Source organism: Streptomyces stoeckheimensis (assembly GCF_045822005.1).
GTDB lineage: Bacteria > Actinomycetota > Actinomycetes > Streptomycetales > Streptomycetaceae > Streptomyces > Streptomyces stoeckheimensis.
In genome coordinates this window covers 347,868-364,105 of sequence record NZ_CP169550.1, presented here as the reverse complement: position 1 = coordinate 364,105, position 16,238 = coordinate 347,868, and the positions used below count along the sequence as shown (strand labels likewise).

At 71.8% G+C, this 16,238-nt stretch carries 16 protein-coding genes; 6 read left to right on the top strand and 10 right to left on the bottom strand.

The features are described 5' to 3' along the window. Positions 1-3: 3 nt before the first annotated feature. The 4 genes from ACE1OC_RS01675 to ACE1OC_RS01660 all read right to left on the bottom strand — a co-directional run bounded on the left by ACE1OC_RS01675 (position 4) and on the right by ACE1OC_RS01660 (position 4,239). On the bottom strand, positions 4-1,260 hold the full coding sequence (locus tag ACE1OC_RS01675; protein WP_407835433.1) for a nucleotide sugar dehydrogenase: 1,257 nt from the start codon (positions 1,258-1,260) through the stop codon (positions 4-6). After that, positions 1,260-2,039, bottom strand: a complete 780-nt coding sequence (locus ACE1OC_RS01670) for a WecB/TagA/CpsF family glycosyltransferase (protein WP_407835432.1) — start codon at positions 2,037-2,039, stop codon at positions 1,260-1,262. Before ACE1OC_RS01670 ends, ACE1OC_RS01675 begins: the two co-directional genes overlap by 1 nt. After that, positions 2,036-3,205 carry a hypothetical protein gene (locus tag ACE1OC_RS01665; RefSeq protein WP_351370120.1) on the bottom strand — a complete coding sequence of 390 codons (1,170 nt, stop codon included), beginning with the start codon at positions 3,203-3,205 and terminating at the stop codon, positions 2,036-2,038. Before ACE1OC_RS01665 ends, ACE1OC_RS01670 begins: the two co-directional genes overlap by 4 nt. 434 nt (positions 3,206-3,639) lie before the next feature. Beyond that, positions 3,640-4,239 (bottom strand): acyltransferase, encoded by a 600-nt coding sequence (locus ACE1OC_RS01660; protein WP_407835431.1) that lies wholly within the window; start codon positions 4,237-4,239, stop codon positions 3,640-3,642. Between the two features lie 308 nt (positions 4,240-4,547). Between ACE1OC_RS01660 and ACE1OC_RS01655 the strand changes: the two genes are divergently transcribed. Next, positions 4,548-6,068, top strand: coding sequence for a cellulose binding domain-containing protein (locus ACE1OC_RS01655; RefSeq protein WP_407835430.1), 1,521 nt, complete (start codon positions 4,548-4,550; stop codon positions 6,066-6,068). An 81-nt stretch (positions 6,069-6,149) separates the two neighbouring features. On the opposite strand, the gene ACE1OC_RS01650 is transcribed toward ACE1OC_RS01655, so the two are convergent. From ACE1OC_RS01650 to helR, 3 genes are all read right to left on the bottom strand, one after another. After that, positions 6,150-6,518 carry a hypothetical protein gene (locus ACE1OC_RS01650; protein WP_407835429.1) on the bottom strand — a complete coding sequence of 123 codons (369 nt, stop codon included), beginning with the start codon at positions 6,516-6,518 and terminating at the stop codon, positions 6,150-6,152. A gap of 82 nt (positions 6,519-6,600) precedes the next feature. Next, complete coding sequence (locus ACE1OC_RS01645) at positions 6,601-7,425, bottom strand: GAF domain-containing protein (RefSeq protein WP_407835428.1); 825 nt, start codon at positions 7,423-7,425, stop codon at positions 6,601-6,603. Positions 7,426-7,512: 87 nt separating this feature from the next. Beyond that, positions 7,513-9,681, bottom strand: coding sequence for an RNA polymerase recycling motor ATPase HelR (gene helR, locus ACE1OC_RS01640; RefSeq protein ID WP_407835427.1), 2,169 nt, complete (start codon positions 9,679-9,681; stop codon positions 7,513-7,515). Between the two features lie 254 nt (positions 9,682-9,935). Between helR and ACE1OC_RS01635 the strand changes: the two genes are divergently transcribed. From ACE1OC_RS01635 to ACE1OC_RS01625, 3 genes are all read left to right on the top strand, one after another. Then, the gene (locus tag ACE1OC_RS01635) at positions 9,936-10,967 is read left to right on the top strand and encodes a helix-turn-helix domain-containing protein (RefSeq protein ID WP_407835426.1); all 1,032 of its coding nucleotides are present in this window, start codon (positions 9,936-9,938) and stop codon (positions 10,965-10,967) included. Positions 10,968-11,091: 124 nt separating this feature from the next. Then, positions 11,092-11,640: a rhodanese-like domain-containing protein gene (locus ACE1OC_RS01630; protein ID WP_407835425.1), complete on the top strand. Its 549-nt coding sequence runs from the start codon at positions 11,092-11,094 to the stop codon at positions 11,638-11,640. A 149-nt stretch (positions 11,641-11,789) separates the two neighbouring features. After that, positions 11,790-12,908, top strand: a complete 1,119-nt coding sequence (locus tag ACE1OC_RS01625) for an endonuclease/exonuclease/phosphatase family protein (protein ID WP_407835424.1) — start codon at positions 11,790-11,792, stop codon at positions 12,906-12,908. Positions 12,909-12,928: 20 nt separating this feature from the next. On the opposite strand, the gene ACE1OC_RS01620 is transcribed toward ACE1OC_RS01625, so the two are convergent. From ACE1OC_RS01620 to ACE1OC_RS01610, 3 genes are read right to left on the bottom strand one after another with little or no spacing between them, the layout of a single operon-like run. Next, on the bottom strand, positions 12,929-13,762 hold the full coding sequence (locus tag ACE1OC_RS01620; protein ID WP_407835423.1) for a class I SAM-dependent methyltransferase: 834 nt from the start codon (positions 13,760-13,762) through the stop codon (positions 12,929-12,931). A 26-nt stretch (positions 13,763-13,788) separates the two neighbouring features. Then, the gene (locus ACE1OC_RS01615) at positions 13,789-14,142 is read right to left on the bottom strand and encodes an ArsR/SmtB family transcription factor (protein WP_407835422.1); all 354 of its coding nucleotides are present in this window, start codon (positions 14,140-14,142) and stop codon (positions 13,789-13,791) included. Continuing rightward, the gene (locus ACE1OC_RS01610) at positions 14,139-14,585 is read right to left on the bottom strand and encodes an SRPBCC domain-containing protein (protein ID WP_407835421.1); all 447 of its coding nucleotides are present in this window, start codon (positions 14,583-14,585) and stop codon (positions 14,139-14,141) included. Before ACE1OC_RS01610 ends, ACE1OC_RS01615 begins: the two co-directional genes overlap by 4 nt. Before the next feature lie 126 nt (positions 14,586-14,711). On the opposite strand from ACE1OC_RS01610, the gene ACE1OC_RS01605 reads away from it, so the two are divergent. Together ACE1OC_RS01605 and ACE1OC_RS01600 are read left to right on the top strand one after the other, a co-directional pair. After that, a complete protein-coding gene (locus ACE1OC_RS01605) occupies positions 14,712-15,077 on the top strand; it encodes a DUF1801 domain-containing protein (protein WP_407835420.1) in 366 nt (121 codons plus the stop codon). Between the two features lie 101 nt (positions 15,078-15,178). Beyond that, positions 15,179-16,150: an RNA polymerase sigma-70 factor gene (locus ACE1OC_RS01600; protein WP_407835419.1), complete on the top strand. Its 972-nt coding sequence runs from the start codon at positions 15,179-15,181 to the stop codon at positions 16,148-16,150. Positions 16,151-16,238 lie beyond the last annotated feature (88 nt).

Below are 16,238 nucleotides of genomic sequence, written 5' to 3'. Positions count from 1 at the left end.
GAGTCAGAGCACCTCCACCGTGGGTCCCGACAGCCGGTTGCGGCAGTCGAGGATCAGCGAGGCGTGCTCGGTGATCATCGGGTAGTCGAAGGAGTCGTGGTCCGTGAGCAGGACGACCACATCGGCGGCGGCCAGCTCCTTGCGGGTCGGCTCCACCCGCGAGAGGCGGGCGTCGACCTTGATGCTCTCCACCACGTGGGGGTCGGCCGCGCGCACCTTGGCGCCCATGTCCAGGAGCAACTGGGAGACGCGTACCGCGGGAGACTCCCGGGCGTCGCCGGTGTTCTTCTTGTACGCCAGTCCCAGGAGCAGGATCCGGGAGCCGTTGACCGAGCGGCGCTTGGCGTTCAGCGCGTCCATGACGCGGCGCGCCACGTACTCGGGCATGTGGCTGTTGATGTCGTTGGCCAGTTCCACGAAACGGAAGTTCTGGCCGAGCTCGCGCTGCACCCGCCACGACAGGTACGAGGGGTCGATGGGCAGGCAGTGCCCGCCGACACCGGGACCCGGGGTGAACTTCATGAAGCCGAACGGCTTGCTGGAGGCGGCCTCGATGGTCTGCCACACGTCGATGTCGAGGTGGCGGGCGAACATGGCTATCTCGTTGACCAGGGCGATGTTCACGTGCCGGAAGGTGTTCTCCAGCAGCTTGGCCAGCTCGGCCTCCTTGGGGGAGCGCACCGGCACCGTGGTGTCGACGAGGCCCGCGTAGAAGGTCTCCACTGCCTTGAGCGAGAGGGCGTTGACACCGGAGACCACCTTCGGCGTCTGCTGGAAGCCCCACACCTTGTTGCCGGGGTCGATGCGTTCGGGGCTGTATCCGAGGTGGAAGTCCACGCCGGCCGTGAGGCCCGAACCGTCCTCCAGGATCGGCCCGAACAGCTCCTCGGTGGTGCCCGGGTAGGTGGTCGACTCCAGTACGACGGTGGCTCCCGGCCGCAGGAAGCGCGCCAGGGTGTGCGCGGACTCCTCGATGTAGCGCAGGTCGGGGGCACCGTCCTGCAAGGGGGTCGGGACGGTGACGACCGCGACGTCGAAGCCGCCGCAGTCCCGGGCCTGGTCACTGGCCTGGTACGTACCCAGTTCCAGCGCCTTGGCCAGCCGGGCGGAGGAGACGTCCTCCACGTACGACTCGCCGGCGGCGAGGCTCTTGACCCGCCGGGCGTCCACGTCGTAGCCGACCACTTGGTGTCCGACCTCGGCGGCCCTGATGGCCAGCGGAAGGCCTACGTATCCCTGTCCCACGACGACGACGCGCATCAGTGACTCCTGTTCGCGGAACCGGAAGGCGGTGTGGACGGTGTGCGGTGGATGAGTTCGCGGACCGTCATGAGGAGGAAGGCGGCATTGGTGGTGAGGTAGCGCTTGCCCAGGCGGCGCGGTTCCTGGAGGGTCCGGTAGAACCATTCGAGCCCCATCCGCTGCCAGAGCAGGGGGGCGCGCTTGGTGATGCCGGCCAGGATGTCGAAGGAGCCGCCCACGCCGTGCACCACGTGGGCGCCGGTGCGCTTGCCGTAGCCGGCGGTGAAGATCTCCTTCTTGGGCGAGGTCATGCCGAGGAACAGCATCCGGGCCCCGCTCGAGGCCACGGCGTCGGCGATCTCGCCCTGTTCGGAGTCCTCGAAGTAGCCGTTGCGGCTCCCCGCGACGCGCAGGGCGGGGAACCGCTCGGAGATCCGCCCGAGCATGAGGTCCAGTACGTCCTGCCGTGCGCCGAGCAGGTAGACGGGGACCCCGGCGGTCTCCGCCGCGGCCAGCAGCCGCATGAACAGGTCGATTCCCGCGACCCGTTCGGGCAGCCGGACCCCGAGGACGCGACCGGCCCAGACCACGGCCTGGCCGTCGGCCAGGACGAGGTCGCAGCCGGCGACCGCCGCGGCGAGGCGGGGGTCGCGGCGCATGTTGACCAGCTTGGCCGCGTTGACCATGCCGATCTCGATCTGCTCACCGCGCTGGACGGCGTCGAGGCAGCGCCGGACCGTCTCGTCCATGGTCAGGGGGTCGAGCGCCACTCCGAAGAGGGACTGTCTGTGGTTCATCTCCCGAGCCCCCCGAGCCAGGCGTGGAGCAGCCAGCCGAACTCGTAGGGCCTGCACTCGCGGTCCACCGCCAGGGGGCGGAAGATCCGGTCGAGGGGGGCCAGCCGGGCGCGCGGGGCGACCCGGGTGGTGAGGCCGCGGGCGGCGCGCACGGCCTTGGCGGGGTCGCCGCGGTAGACCTTGCGCCAGGTGACCCCGAACTCCTCGCGGATCATGGGCTCGCGCGGCACGCCGTCGGGCCCGCTGATCTCGGGCACCTCCGTCATCCACCGCAGACCCCGGCGGATCTCGGCGCCGAAGTCGGTGCCGCCCGCTTCGGCCAGGTCGAAGAGGGCCGTCGGTGCCATGGCGTGCTGGTGCACGCTGTAGACGGGGTAGCCCTCCACCACGCCGCCCGTGCGGGCGTCGTAGTGCCACCACCACTGTCCGCCGTCCCCCTGCAGGGCGCAGATCCGGGCGGCGCAGGCGTCGGCGGCCGCGAGGGCCTTCGGGTCGGGGGCGCTGGCGTGCAGCCGGGCCAGTGCCTGGAGCGGATAGGTCTGGTCGGCGAAGCAGGCCACGTGGGAGCGGTACCCGGGGACCAGTCCGGGCGCGGTGGCGTGCGGGAACAGCGGGCCGTCCCCGATCCGGGCCGCCAGCAGGCGGTCGCGGGCGGCCGCCAGCCGGTACTCGACGTCCACCGAGGTACGGGCCGCGGTGAGGGCGGACAGCACCCAGGCGGCTTCCACGGTGTACTGCGGACGTCCGGGGACGTCCAGTTCGGCCACCCGCGCCACGGCGTCCGCGAGCTTGGGGTGGCCGGTCTCGGCCGCGGCCCAGGTGATGAGCGCGGCGTCGCCGAGGTTCGTCACCGCGGGCAGCCGTTCCACCAGCAGGGACGTGAACTCCGCGGCGCTGTGGCCGTCGAAGATTGCGCGCTGGCGTTCCTCGGGGAGGAAGCGCGCTCCCAGCGCGGTGATGGCCGCGTACCGGGTGCTCGTACCGCGCCGTTCCATGCGCCTCGCGCCGTCGGGGGAGACGGTCCCCACCCGCGTGAAGACGAAGGTCTCCGCGCCCGGCAGGTACATCTCGGGCAGCCCCGCCTCGGCCAGTGCGAGCAGCCGCTCGGCGAGGGCGTGCAGCGACGGGTCCTCGTGGGCCAGTGCTGCTAATCGTCTGGCGGTCACCGGGTCCCCACCTCGGTTTCCCGCATGCCCTGCCAGCCCTGTATGTCCGAGCTGTAGCCGTACTGCTCCAACACACCTACCCCCTCTGAAAAATCGTTCCTAGGACAGACCCGGCGGTCGTCGTCCAGCGGAGGGGACTGCGCATGACGCTGCGCGTGCCAACGGTGTGATCCCCCCGATGGCACGAGCGGTCCGGGTCCGCTGGATCCCCCTCCAGCGAAGTCCCGGATCGGGGCGCGCGGACGGCGGCGGGCGGGCGCATGGAATTGCGCCTGCCGTCACCTTGTCCGCGATTGCCCTCGTCGTGTACAACCCCCCACTGAACACAGCCTGTTGCCTGCTCAGATCCCGTGTACAGGGACAAGGTATGCCCAAGGATGTTCATTGATTGTGGTTTTGAGGAAATGCCATTGACCCAAATTGCCGACGTTGCGTCAGGTGCGCTCGGCCAGGGTTGCGTCGGTCTCGTCGTGCAGGGCGCCGGTGCGCGGGCACTCCCATACGCCCGGCTCGCCGTCGCGTTCCAGCAGGCGGACCCCGGCCCGGCCCACCCAGCCGATTCGCCGGGCCGGCACGCCGGCCACGAGCGCGAAGTCCGGTACGTCCCGGGATACGACCGCGCCGGCCGCGACCAGCGCCCACCGCCCGATCCGGACCCCCGCGACGCACACCGAACGGGCCCCCAGGGAGGCTCCCTCGGCCACGATGACCCCGGCCGCCTCCCAGTCGCCGCCGCGCTTCTGCCGGCCGTCGGGGTCGACGGCCCGCGGATAGAAGTCGTTGGTGAGCACCGCGGCCGGGCCGATGAACACCCCGTCGCCGAGCTCGGCGGGCTCGTATACGAGGGCGTAGTTCTGCAGTTTGACGTTGTCCCCGATCCGTACGCCGGGGCCGACGTACGCCCCGCGTCCCACGATGCAGTCGCGGCCGAGCCTGGCCTCCTCCCGCACCTGCGCCAGATCCCAGATCGTGGTCCCCTCGCCGAGTTCGGCGGTCTCGTCGACCTGGGAGGAGGGTTGAATTCGGACACTCACGGGGCGGTCCCCTTACGGCTCGCGAGGCGTTCGGATGTACGTCGCATGGATGTACGTCGCATTGAGGTACGGAGGGAGCATATGTCGCATCGCCCGCGTGCGCCCCGAAGATCAACCGACTGTTCACGGAGTGGACTTGACGGTTCCTCGGCCGCAGCGGCGTCCGCTGTCTTAAGGTCGCCCGATCGCTTCCTTAAGTGGAACCTAAGGTTCGCCATCGCCGCCCCGAATCGATCAAATGTCCGTTTCGGGGCGGCTAGCGTGCTGCCGCACCCCGAACTCCCCAGCAATTCAGAGGCAGGCACGCGATGGGCAGCACGACCGGTCACCGGCGCAGGACGGGCAAGAAGGCCAAGGCCGCGGGCGGTACGGCGGTGGCGGTGCTGATCGCAGCCGCCGCCTTCGCCTTCACGGGTACGGCCCAGGCCGCCTCGGTCGGCGCGGTGTACACGAAGTCGAGCTCCTGGAGCGGCGGTTACACCGGAACGTACGTGATCACCAACAATACGACCCGGGCGCAGACCGGTTGGACCCTGGAGTTCGACCTGCCCGCCGGCACCACGCTCTCCTCCCTGTGGAACGGCTCGCACACGGTCAGCGGCCGCCGCGTCACCGTGAAACCGGCGGCATGGAACAAGGAGCTCGCCGCGGGAGCCTCCGTTTCGATCGGCTTCGTCACGAGCGCGAGCGGAAACCCGGGCAACCCGACGGCCTGCCGGATCAACGGGGCGAAGTGCTCGGCGGACCCGGGCCCGACGCCCCCGCCGGGCGGCCGTCCCACCACCGCCCCCACGGGCGCCCCGACCACCGCGCCGACGCCGGCGCCGACGGCCGGTACGAGCGCTCCCGCGACCCCCACGGGGCAGCCGACCAAGCCCGCCCCGCCCACCCCGACGGCCACCGCCACGACCCCGCCCCCGACCGGGAACCCGGCCGGCGGCGCGCGCTTCGCGCCGTACGTGGACACCTCCCTCCACCCGGCCTACGACCTGGTCGACACGGCGGCCAAGACCGGCGTCAAGGAGTTTCACCTGGCCTTCATCACCTCCGGCGGCGGCTGCGCCCCGCTGTGGGGCGGGGTCACCGGGCTCGGAGACGACAAGGTCGCCGCGCAGATCGGCGCCCTGCGGTCCAAGGGCGGCGACGTCCGCGTCTCCTTCGGTGGAGCCGCCGGCCACGAACTGGCCCTGAACTGCGGCTCCGCGCAGGAGCTCGCCGCCGCCTACGGCAAGGTCGTCGACCAGTACCGGCTGACCAAGGTTGACTTCGACATCGAGGGGGCGGCCCTGCCCGACACCGCCGCCAACACCCGCCGCGCGCAGGCCATCGCCCTGCTGCAGTCCTCCCACCCGGGCCTCGACGTGGCCTTCACCCTGCCCGTGATGCCCGAGGGGCTCACCCAGCCGGGCGTGGCCCTGTTGGCGGACGCGAAGAAGGCCGGCGTGCGCATCCACGGCGTCAACATCATGGCCATGGACTACGGACCCGCCTACAGCGGTGACATGGGCCGGTACGCGATCCAGGCCGCCACGGCCACGCAGGCCCAGATCAAGGGCGTACTGGGCCTCACCGACGCGGCGGCCTGGAAGACCGTCGCCGTCACCCCGATGATCGGCGTCAACGACGTCACCACCGAGGTCTTCACCGTCGCCGACGCCACCCAGCTCGTGGAATTCGCGAGCGAGAAGGGAATCGGCAGGCTGGCGATGTGGTCCGCGACCCGCGACCGGCAGTGCCCGGCCGGAGTCGTGAACTACGCCGACGCGACGTGCAGCTCGATCCTCCAGCAGCCCCTGGCCTTCACGAAGGCCTTCGGAGCCCTGCGCTAGGGCCCGTCGTCACGGTCCGGCCCGCCTCGCTGCGTCCGGCACGGCACCCGGCCGTTTCGTGACCGGCCGGGCCGGGCGTGCTCAGCCGGTGCGGCGGGCCCGGCCCTCCGGACGCCGGCGGCCTGCGCGGAGGTACCCCATGGCGGCGAACGCGGTGGCGAAGGCGGCCCCCATCGGACCGGTCCACCACCAGCCGTCCGTCATCCGCGCCAGCGCGAGGCCCACGATGGTGAAGGCGACCGTAGCCAGACCGGTGACGACCAGATGCGGCACGGCCTCGTCCCGCGTCCGTGCCAGATCCGCGTCGACCCGCCGGGTTGCGCTCTCCCGCGCCTGCCGCCTCCGGGCGTCCATGCCCAGCAGGACCTCGTACTCGGGCGGCATCTCCCGGTGAGGCACGCCGTCGTGGCCACCGTCGTCACGCGGATTCGTGTTCGATGCCGAAACCATGCTCCACCTCATCCCATCCGGCTGGTCCACGCCCCCCCGGGACCCCGCTCACGGCGTGATCGGTACCCCCCCGGGACCCCGCTCACGGCGTGATCGGTACCCTGCCGGCGGCCAGCAGCCCGGCCAGCGCCTCGATCAGCTGCCTGTGCTCGCCGATGAACTGTTCCAGTTCGGGCGCGTCCACCGACAGCATCCCGAAGTGCCGGGTCCCGTCCACGACCGGGGCGGCGATCACCGCCTCGTAGGTGTTCGCGGACGTCGGGCGCAGATGGCTGATCCGGCTCGCCGTCCCGTCCACCACCCACACCTGACCGACGCCCAGGATCTCCGTCTTGATGTGAGTACCCCCGGTACTGGAGCCGGGAATCACCGCGCGAGGGGACGCGGCGTTCGGAGGGTAGAAGCCGGTGAGCCGGAAGTCGCCCGCCGCGTCCAGCTCGTAGTAGGCGCTCCTGGCCCGCGCCGGGGACAGCGGGTTGACGGGTGGCACGGTCAGGTTCACCGACGCCATCAGCACCGTCCGCACCAGGGAGGCGAATTCCGCGTCCAGCGCCGGATCCGGTCCTGCGCCGGCCGGCGGCGGGTTGAGCGCCATCTGCCGCGACGCCTGGGCCCGGACGCTCGCCGCGATGGCCGGCAGCACCGTCGTGCAGAGCAGGGCGAGCTCCGTCTCGGCCTTGATCGCGCGTTCCCGTGCCCGGGCCCGTGCCCGCTCGGCCAGGTGGTTCTCCACGAAGGTTCCGAGCACCGCCACCACGGCCAGCGACATCCCGATCAGGTAGATCGCGCTCTTGTCGTCGTCCTTCTGGAAGCCCTCCCCGTAGGTGCCCACAGCCACCAGGCCCGCACCGGACAGGCCGGATATGGAGAAGAAGAAGATCACCTTGCGCCAGTACGTCAACCCCACGCGTCGCTCCGCCCCTCACCCGATGCGTCCGGCCCACCCGGGCCCGTCATCGTCCCACGGCCGACCGGCTCCCCAGGGGCCGTTTCGTCATGCGGTGGAAGTCAGCACGACCAGGCGCTGCGTCGCGCGGGTCATCGCGACGTAGCGGTCGACGGCGCCTTCGATGCCCTCGCCGAAGGCGTCCGGGTCGATGAGGACGACCAGGTCGAATTCGAGTCCCTTCGACAGGGTCGGTGTCAGCACGCGGACGCGGGAGCTCGCCGGGTACGTGCCGTCGTCGACGCCTGCGGCGGCGATGACGCAGGCGACCCCGTCGGCGTGGGCGTCGAGCCAGTCGCCGAGGACCGCGGCCAGGTCCGCGGTGCGGCCGTGCGCGACGGGGATGCCGCTGCTGCGGACGGAAGTCGGTACGTTCGCGTCGGGAAGTGCGGCGCGGATGGCCGGCTCCGCCTCGGCCATCACCTCCTCCGGGGTGCGGTAGTTGACGCTCAGGGAGGCCATGGTGATCCGGTCGACCCCAGCCCGCTCGAGCCGCTCCCGCCACGACTCGGTGAACCCGTGCCGAGCCTGCGCGCGGTCCCCGACGATCGTGAAGCTCCGCGACGGGCAGCGGGCCAGCAGCATCTGCCATTCGGCATCGGTCAGTTCCTGCGCCTCGTCCACGACGATGTGGGCGAACGGGCCCGCGAGCAGGTCGGGTTCGGCGCCGGGCAGGGCGTCCCCGTCGATCAGGGCGTCCTGCAGATCCCGGCCCCGCAGCATCCCCACCGCGCCCTGGCTCTCGTCGATCTCGGTGTCCTGGAGCAGCCGGTCGATGACCTCGGACCTGCGCGCACGCTCGGCGGCGACGGCCGCCTCGTGCCGGCGCTTGCGCACGGAGGCTTCGGCGTCGCCGAGCCGCTGCCGGGCCGCGTCCAGGATCGGCAGGTCCGACACCGTCCAGGCCTGGGCGTCGGCGCGCTGGAGGAGGGACACGTCGTCGGGCCCGAGCCACGGAGCGCACTTGCGCAGGTAGGCGGGCACCGACCAGAGGTCTCCGACGAGCTCGCCCGCATCGAGCATCGGCCAGGCACGGTTGAGGGTGGTGATGAGCTCCCGGTCCTGGAGCAGGGAACGGCGGAGCAGGTGGGGCGCGACGTCGCTGTCGTCCTGGTCCATCAGGATCGTGAGGAGCTCCTCGAGGATCTGGTCGCGCGCCTCGTTGTGCGGGGTGCCCGGTTCCACCGCCCCGAACGCGGCCGCCCAGTCGTCGGGGCCGAGCCAGAGGTCCGACCAGTGGCTGGAGACGGCCGTCCCCTTGGTGGGCGGCTCCTCGTAGATGCGCACCGCCGCCTCGACCGCCTTCACCAGGTCGGCGGAGGACTTGAGGAGGGCCACGCGCGGATCGGCCTCGACCGCCGCTGCGGCCCCCTCGGTGACGAGGTCGCGCAGGGTGCAGGTCTGCACGCCCTCCTCGCCGAGGCTGGGCAGCACGTCCGAGACGTAGGCCAGGTAGGGCCGGCTCGGGCCGACGAACAGCACGCCGCCGCGGCGTTGACCCAGCCGGGGGTCGGAGTAGAGCAGGTGGGCGGTGCGGTGCAGGGCGACGACGGTCTTGCCGGTGCCCGGACCGCCGTCGACGACGAGGGCGCCCCGGGATCCGGCCCGGATGATGGCGTCCTGGTCGGTCTGAATGGTGGCGAGCACGTCGCGCATCCGGGCGGACCGGTTGCCGCCCAGGCTCGCGATGAACGCGGACTGGTCGTCGAGCGCGGCACGCCCTTCGAGCCCGTCCGCGGAGAACACCTCGTCCCAGTAGTCGCTGATCCGCCCGCGGGTCCAGCGGTACCTGCGACGGCTCGCCAGACCCATCGGGGAGGCGTGCGTCGCAGCGAAGAAGGGCTCGGCCGCGGGGGAGCGCCAGTCCAGCAGCAGCCGGTTGCCCGCGCTGTCGGTGAGGCCGAGGCGGCCGATGTACACGGGCTCGGAGCCGTCGGCGGGGACGATGTGCCCCAGACACAGGTCCAGCCCGAAGCGGCGCAGGGTCCGCAGCCGGCTGGTCAGACGGTGGATTTCCGCGTCACGGTCCATCGCCTCCCGGCCGATGCCGCCGGGCGCCTTGCGCGTGGCCTCCAGGCGGTCGGACAGTTCGGCGATCGTCTGCTCCAGGCAGTGCGAGACGGCCGCGAAGTGCCGTTCGTCGCCGGCGATCAGCGCCGGGTCGGCCTTGGGGGAAAGGTGGTCGGGAAGTTCGAACGCACTGGGGGTGGTCGCCACCGCCTCGACGGAACCGTGTGATCCAAGAGCTGACATATCGGAACGCACTGAGTGAATCTCCCATTTTTCGGCAAGTTCTGGCCTAGGTCCGCGATTTTGCCCCAGGCCGGGGGCCTTGTCGCAAGCCCCCCAGTGCGCTATATGTTGTACATGGCAAGGAGTGCGTATTCCTCCTCGCCGCTCTCCACGCACTCCGCGCCCCTCCTCCGCCCGCCCGATCAGGCCTGGTGAGGACGGCTGGCTACAGTACGGCCATGACTTCCCAGGCCGTACCCCTTCACCTCACGAAGTCGGCGCCGGCCCATGTGGTGGCCGTACTCGCCTTCGACGGAATGGCGCCCTTCGAACTGGGCGTGGTGGTCGAGGTGTTCGGCCTCGCCCGCCCCGAGCTGGGGGATCTGCCCTGGTACGAGCTGCGGGTGTGCTCGGCGGAACCCGGCCGGGACCTGCGCGTGGTGGGCGGTTTCACCCTCCGCGCGGAGCACGGGCTCGAGGCCCTCTCCGCCGCGGACACCGTGATCATCCCCGGAGTCTCCCCGGCGGGCGGCACCATCGCGCCCTCGCTGGTGGACGCCCTGCTCAAGGCCCATGCCCGGGGTGCCCGCCTGGTCTCCATCTGCTCGGGCGCCTTCGCGCTCGCCGCGACCGGTCTCCTCGACGGCCGCCGGGCCACCACCCACTGGCGCTACGCCCGCACCCTCGCCGAGCGCCATCCCGCGGTCGAGGTCGACGCGGACGTCCTCTACGTCGACAACGGCGACGTGCTGACCAGCGCGGGCAGCGCCGCCGGCATCGACCTCTGTCTCTACCTGGTCCGCGCCGACCACGGCGCCGCCGTCGCCAACACCGTGGCCCGCCGCTTCGTCGTACCGCCCCATCGCGAGGGCGGGCAGGCCCAGTTCATCGAGGCGGCGGTGGGAGAGATAGGACCCGACGGCGCCGACGACGGGATCTCCCGGAGCATGGCCTGGGCCCTCCAGCGGCTGTACGGGCCGCTCTCGGTCCCGGCCCTGGCGCGCGCGGCGAACATGTCCGAGCGCTCCTTCCTCCGCCACTTCACCCGCCGCAACGGTGTGAGCCCGATCCGCTGGGTGGTCTCCCAGCGGATCGCGGCGAGCCTGCCGTTGCTGGAGTCGGGCGAGGGCACGGTGGACGAGGTCGCCGCGGCGGTCGGCTTCGACTCCACCGCGACGTACCGCCACCACTTCACCCGGCAGATGCGGACGACGCCGACGGCCTACCGGAAGGCGTTCGTCAGGGTCACCGCACCCCTGGCGGGATCTTGACGAGTGGAGGCGTTTACGCCACTCGTCGCGGGGGTGGCAGGGACTGAGGATGGAGTCATCGCCGCAAGGGAGTCCACCCGGCCGGCGAGCCCCCCGCCCTCCGCCCCGTACAAGGAGTTCCCCGATGTCCGTGACCGCCTCGATCGTCACCGCCTCGACCATCCTGACCGCCCCGTCCACCCTGGCCGCCGAGCCCACCCTGACCGCCGAGCCCATCAGTGCCGTTCTCTCCGTCCCCGCCGCGGCTCCGGGCGTCGCCGCGGCCCACTACGCCGCGCGGCTCGCCTTCGAGGCGGACGTCTCGGACGTACGGGCCGACCTGCTCTCCGGTGTGCCCGGTCTGGTGGTGGTCGACTCCCGCAGCGAGGCCGCCTGGGACCAGGGCCACATCCCGGGGGCGCTGCACCTTCCGACCGCGCGGATCGCGGAGCTGGCGCCGACGCTGATCGACCCGGCACTGACCGTGGTCACCTACTGCTGGGGTCCCGGCTGCAACGGCGCCACGCGCGCTGCGCTGGCCTTCGCCCGCCTGGGCTACCAGGTGAAGGAGATGCTCGGCGGATTCGAGTACTGGGTCCGCGAGGGCTTCGCCTTCGAGACCGCCCAGGGCACCGACCAGCGCGCCATCGACGACCTGACCGCCCCGCGCTCGGGCATCTCCTGCGCCTGCTGAGCAGACGGTGGCGGCGCCGTTCCGCGAGGAGGACGCGCGGCGCACCGTAGGCCGTCCAGCTCACACCCGGATCGTCGGATTCCTTCGGTCGCTCTAGATTTCGGCGAGTATGCGGGCATTCGCCCGCCTCGACCGGAAGGGCTGCCCGCATGGCTCGCCGTTGGATCACATCCGCTCTGTGCGCACTCGCGCTCCTCGCACCCGGGTCGATCGGGGCGGCCTCGGCCGCCGAAGCCGAAGCCGAAGGCGGCCGCACTTCCCTGCGGGTGATGACCCGCAACCTCTACCTCGGTGCCGACCTCGCACCCGTTCTCGCCGCCACCAGCCCGCAGGGGCTCGTCGCCGCGGTGACCGCGGTATGGGCCAACGTCCAGGCGACGAACTTCCCCGAGCGGGCCGAAGCGCTGGCCGACGAGATCGCCGACAGTGATCCGCATCTCGTCGGCGTCCAGGAAGCCGTGCTGTGGCGCAGCCAGACCCCTGCCGGGCCGGGGAGCGCCACCCACGTCGAGTACGACTTCCTGCAGATCCTCCTCGACGAGCTCTCCGCCCGGGGCAAGCACTACGAGGCCGTGGCGAGCGTCACCGTCGGCAGCGACTTCGAGGCCCCGCGCTCCACGCCCGGCGGTCTGCAGGACATCCGCCTCACCGACCGCGACGTACTCCTGGCCCGCACCGACCTGCCCGCCCACAAGTTCTCCGTGGCCAACCCGCAGTCCGCCCGGTTCCAGAGCCACCTGCCCGTCTGCCGCCCCGTGCTGGGCTGCCCGCCCAATGCCCCGCTGCGCATCGAACGCGGCTGGGTCGCGGCAGACGCCACGCTGGGCGGCCGCACCGCCCGCGTGGTGACCACCCATCTCGAGCCCGCCGCCCCCGCCGTCCAGGAAGCACAGGCCGACGAACTGCTCGCCGGCCCGCTGAACACCACGCTCCCCACCGTGCTGCTGGGTGACCTCAACTCGGCCGCCGGCGGAGTCGGCGCGACACCGGGCACCAACACGCAGAGCCACGGCCGCCTCCTCGCCGCCGGATTCACCGACGCCTGGACCGCCGCCCGCCCCCGAGACCCCGGCTTCACCTGCTGCCAGGCCCCCGACCTGCGCAACGCCACCTCCACGCTCACCCAGCGCATCGACTACGTGCTCCTCCGCGGCAAGGTCAAGGCGCTGACGGCCCACCGGGTGGGCCACACCCAGGCCGATCGCACCCCGTCAGGTCTGTGGCCGTCCGACCACGCCGGTGTCCGAAGCGTGCTCCGGCTGCGGTGAGACCCGGCGGTCCCGCTCCCTCAGACCGCCAGTGCCGTGGTGATCACCAGCGGGGGCGCGGACCGCTCCGCCGACCAGGTGCGCCCGGCGGCGTGGTCCGGGTCGACGAGACCCGGGAGGCCGAGGGCCTCGTCCACCGTCGGGCGGTGCTGGACGAGGTCGGCGAATCCGGCCCGCGCCAGGAGGGCCGGGTAGAAGTCCACGGGCCAGGCGTGGTTGGGCATCGTCTGCCAGCTGCCGTCCGTGCGCCGCAGCCGTACGGGCAGTTCGTCGCCCGGGCCGTACGCGCGGCCCGGGTCGCCGATGCTCAGCGAGGCGTACTCCCTCCCGCTGCACGCGGGATCCGTGGCCAGCAGGACGAACGGGCCGCCGGGCCGCAGGATCCGGCGGATCTCCCGGAACACCGCGAGCACCGCCTCCGCGGTGGGCAGCGAGGCCAGGACGTGGTTGCACATCACGGCATCGGCGCTGCCGTCGGCCAGGCAGGCCGCCCGCCCGTCCGTGACCAGGTGGTACTCGGCGACCGCGGTCCCCGAGCCGCGGGCCAGCGCCAGCATCTCGGGGGAGGTGTCCACGCCCAGCACCTTCGCTCCGAGCTGCCGGGCCGCGCGGTCGGCGACCTTGCCCGGCCCGCACCCGTAGTCCACCAGGACGGACCCGCTGCCGACCCACCGGGCCAGGCTCCGGAAGACGAAGGGATACCCGAGCAGCCAGTCCGTGGCCGCCTCCACGGCGGCGAAGGCCCGCGCGCCCTCCGGCCCGGACCAGGCGACGGGCTCCTGCCCGCCGCCGTGGTCCGCGCCGCCCGTTCCGGCTCGCGCGTCTCGTCCGCTTCCCTCTGACCGGTCGCTCACAGTTCCCACTATCGGGCCGTGGCGACTTAGTGCGCATCCCGTTCCGCCGCCTCGGCGATCCGTTTGACGGCCGCGAGCCGGCGGTCCCAGTCGGCGGCGAGGGTGGCCATCCACCTGGCCGTCGCGTCCAGGGCCGCGGGACGCACGGTGTACCGGACCTCGCGTCCTACCCGGCTGCCGGAGACCAGCCCGGCGGCGTCCAGGACGGAGAGGTGCTTGACCACCGCCTGCCGGGAGACGGGCAGCCCCTCGGCAAGGGTGGTCGCGGTGACCTCGCCGTGGGCGGCGAGCAGACCGAGCAGCTTGCGCCGGGTCGGGTCGGCCAGTGCGGAGAGGACGTGGTCGACGGCCTCGTCGGCGCCGGGGTGTTCCTCGCTCACGCGGCCGGTTGTTCGGCGCGCTTCTTGAAGGCGTCCAGCACCTGCGGCCAGCCGCCGGTGTTGTCCTTCAGCGCCTTGCCGCGCAGTTCCTCGGATCCGGCCAGGGCCGCGAACCCGCTCTCCACGACGCGGAGCCGCGTCTTGTCGCCCTCGCGGCTCAGCGTGAACTCCACCAGGGTGCTGTTGTCCTCGCGCAGTTCCTGCCCGGGGAAGGCGCTGGCCCACCGGTACGCCAGGTAGGTCGGAGGGTCGACCTTCTCCACCCGTACCGGGAACTCGCCGTACTCGCTGTTCCTCGCCACGATCGACTCCCCTTCCCGGGCCATCGTGCCGGCCAGGCTCCCCTCGTCGGCCACCCAGAAGCCGGGCTCGGCCACCAGGGACCAGACCCGGTCCAGGGAGGCCTCGATCAGGGTGTCGCGTTCGATCCGGTCCGCGTTCATCAGGGACTCCTTCGTCGCAAGCCATCGAATGATTCGGTGCAACTCCAGGGTTGCACGTTGCCCCGCATCCCGCAACCGTGGAGTTGCGCGAGGACGGACCGTGCGGGTTCGCCTAGGCTCGGAGCCATGGTGCAGAGCCGGGCTGAGAACGTGGACGCATACCTCGCCGAGGTCCCCGAGGGGCGCAGGGAGGCGCTGACCCGGCTGCGCGAGCTGTGCCGTACCGAACTGCGCGGATTCACCGAAGCGATGGCGTACGGGATGCCCGTGTACGAACGGGGAGGCGTCGGGGAGATCGCCTTCGCGAGCCAGAAGCAGTACGTCTCCTTCTATCTGATGCGCGACGAGGTCCGCGAGGCCTTCGCGGAGCGGCTCGCCGACCACGACATGGGCAAGGCCTGCCTGCGGTTCCGCACGCCGGAGAAGATCGACTTCGCGCTCCTGAAGGACCTGCTGCGGGCCACGGCCGCCGCTCCCGGGAAGGTCGGCTGACCGCTGCGGCCCGTGCCGCCGGGACGGTGGAACCGAATGCCGAGTACAACCCCTCATGGCCGTCGGGGGTCTTGTGTCATGAGTCGAATCATGAGTCGATCATGAAAGGATTCGAACCGCCGGAAGGCCGGCGGCACTTGACGGGAAGAGAACCAGCTGTGGACATACCCCCCTCGCAGGCCCCGGATACGGCGACCGACACCTTCGTCGCCCACCGCAACCTGCTCTTCACCGTTGCCTACGAGATGCTCGGATCGGCGGCCGACGCCGAGGACGTGCTGCAGGAGACCTGGCTGCGCTGGGCGGGCGTCGACCTCGACACGGTCGACGACCGGCGCGCCTACCTGGTGCGGATCACCACCCGCCAGGCACTGAACCGGCTGCGCACCATGAGCCGCCGCAAGGAGGCCTACGTCGGCCAGTGGCTGCCGGAGCCGCTGCTCACCACGCCGGACGTGGCCGAGGACGTGGAACTGGCCGAGAGCATGTCGATGGCGATGATGCTGGTCCTGGAGACGCTCGGGCCGACCGAGCGGGCCGTCTTCGTGCTCCGCGAGGTGTTCGGCCTCGACTACGAGGAGATCGCCACCGCCGTCGACAAGTCGCCGGCGGCCGTCCGGCAGATCGCACACCGGTCCCGCAAGCACGTCGACGCGCGCCGCCCCCGCCGGGCGGTCTCCCCGAGCGAAGCGCGGGTGGCCGTCGAGCTGTTCCAGCGGGCGTTCGAGACCGGTGACCTGCAGGGCCTGCTCGACGTGCTCGCCCCCGAGGTCGTCTACATGGGCGACGGCGGCGGCATCAAGCACGCCGCCCTGCGGCCGGTCGTGGGCGCCCTCCACGTGGCCCGCCTGTTCACCGGCATGACGGGCAAGGCCGGGAAGGCCGGGATCGGTCTCTCCTTCACTCCGACCATGGTCAACGGCACCCCGGCCCTGGCCGTCCACGTGGACGAAGAGCTCGACGGAGTCATCGCCGTCCGCGTCGAGGACGCCCGCATCACCGGCCTCTACTTCGTCCGCAACCCGGAGAAGCTGTCCCACGTGGACACCGAGACCACGCCGACCCTGCGGTGAGTCCCGGGTGGCGCGTGCCCGGCGGGGGAGGGGCCGGCAGCACGTCGCCCATGTCCTTCCCCTCCGTGGAGCACGAGCCCGCACCCGC

Bases quoted from the DNA above. Each gene is read 5' to 3' on its own strand.
- ACE1OC_RS01675 (WP_407835433.1), bottom strand. From the start codon at position 1,260: ATGCGCGTCGTCGTCGTGGGACAGGGATACGTAGGCCTTCCGCTGGCC.
- ACE1OC_RS01670 (WP_407835432.1), bottom strand. From the start codon at position 2,039: ATGAACCACAGACAGTCCCTCTTCGGAGTGGCGCTCGACCCCCTGACC.
- ACE1OC_RS01655 (WP_407835430.1), top strand. From the start codon at position 4,548: ATGGGCAGCACGACCGGTCACCGGCGCAGGACGGGCAAGAAGGCCAAG.
- ACE1OC_RS01650 (WP_407835429.1), bottom strand. From the start codon at position 6,518: ATGGTTTCGGCATCGAACACGAATCCGCGTGACGACGGTGGCCACGAC.
- ACE1OC_RS01635 (WP_407835426.1), top strand. From the start codon at position 9,936: ATGACTTCCCAGGCCGTACCCCTTCACCTCACGAAGTCGGCGCCGGCC.
- ACE1OC_RS01630 (WP_407835425.1), top strand. From the start codon at position 11,092: ATGTCCGTGACCGCCTCGATCGTCACCGCCTCGACCATCCTGACCGCC.
- ACE1OC_RS01625 (WP_407835424.1), top strand. From the start codon at position 11,790: ATGGCTCGCCGTTGGATCACATCCGCTCTGTGCGCACTCGCGCTCCTC.
- ACE1OC_RS01610 (WP_407835421.1), bottom strand. From the start codon at position 14,585: ATGAACGCGGACCGGATCGAACGCGACACCCTGATCGAGGCCTCCCTG.
- ACE1OC_RS01605 (WP_407835420.1), top strand. From the start codon at position 14,712: ATGGTGCAGAGCCGGGCTGAGAACGTGGACGCATACCTCGCCGAGGTC.
- ACE1OC_RS01600 (WP_407835419.1), top strand. From the start codon at position 15,179: ATGAAAGGATTCGAACCGCCGGAAGGCCGGCGGCACTTGACGGGAAGA.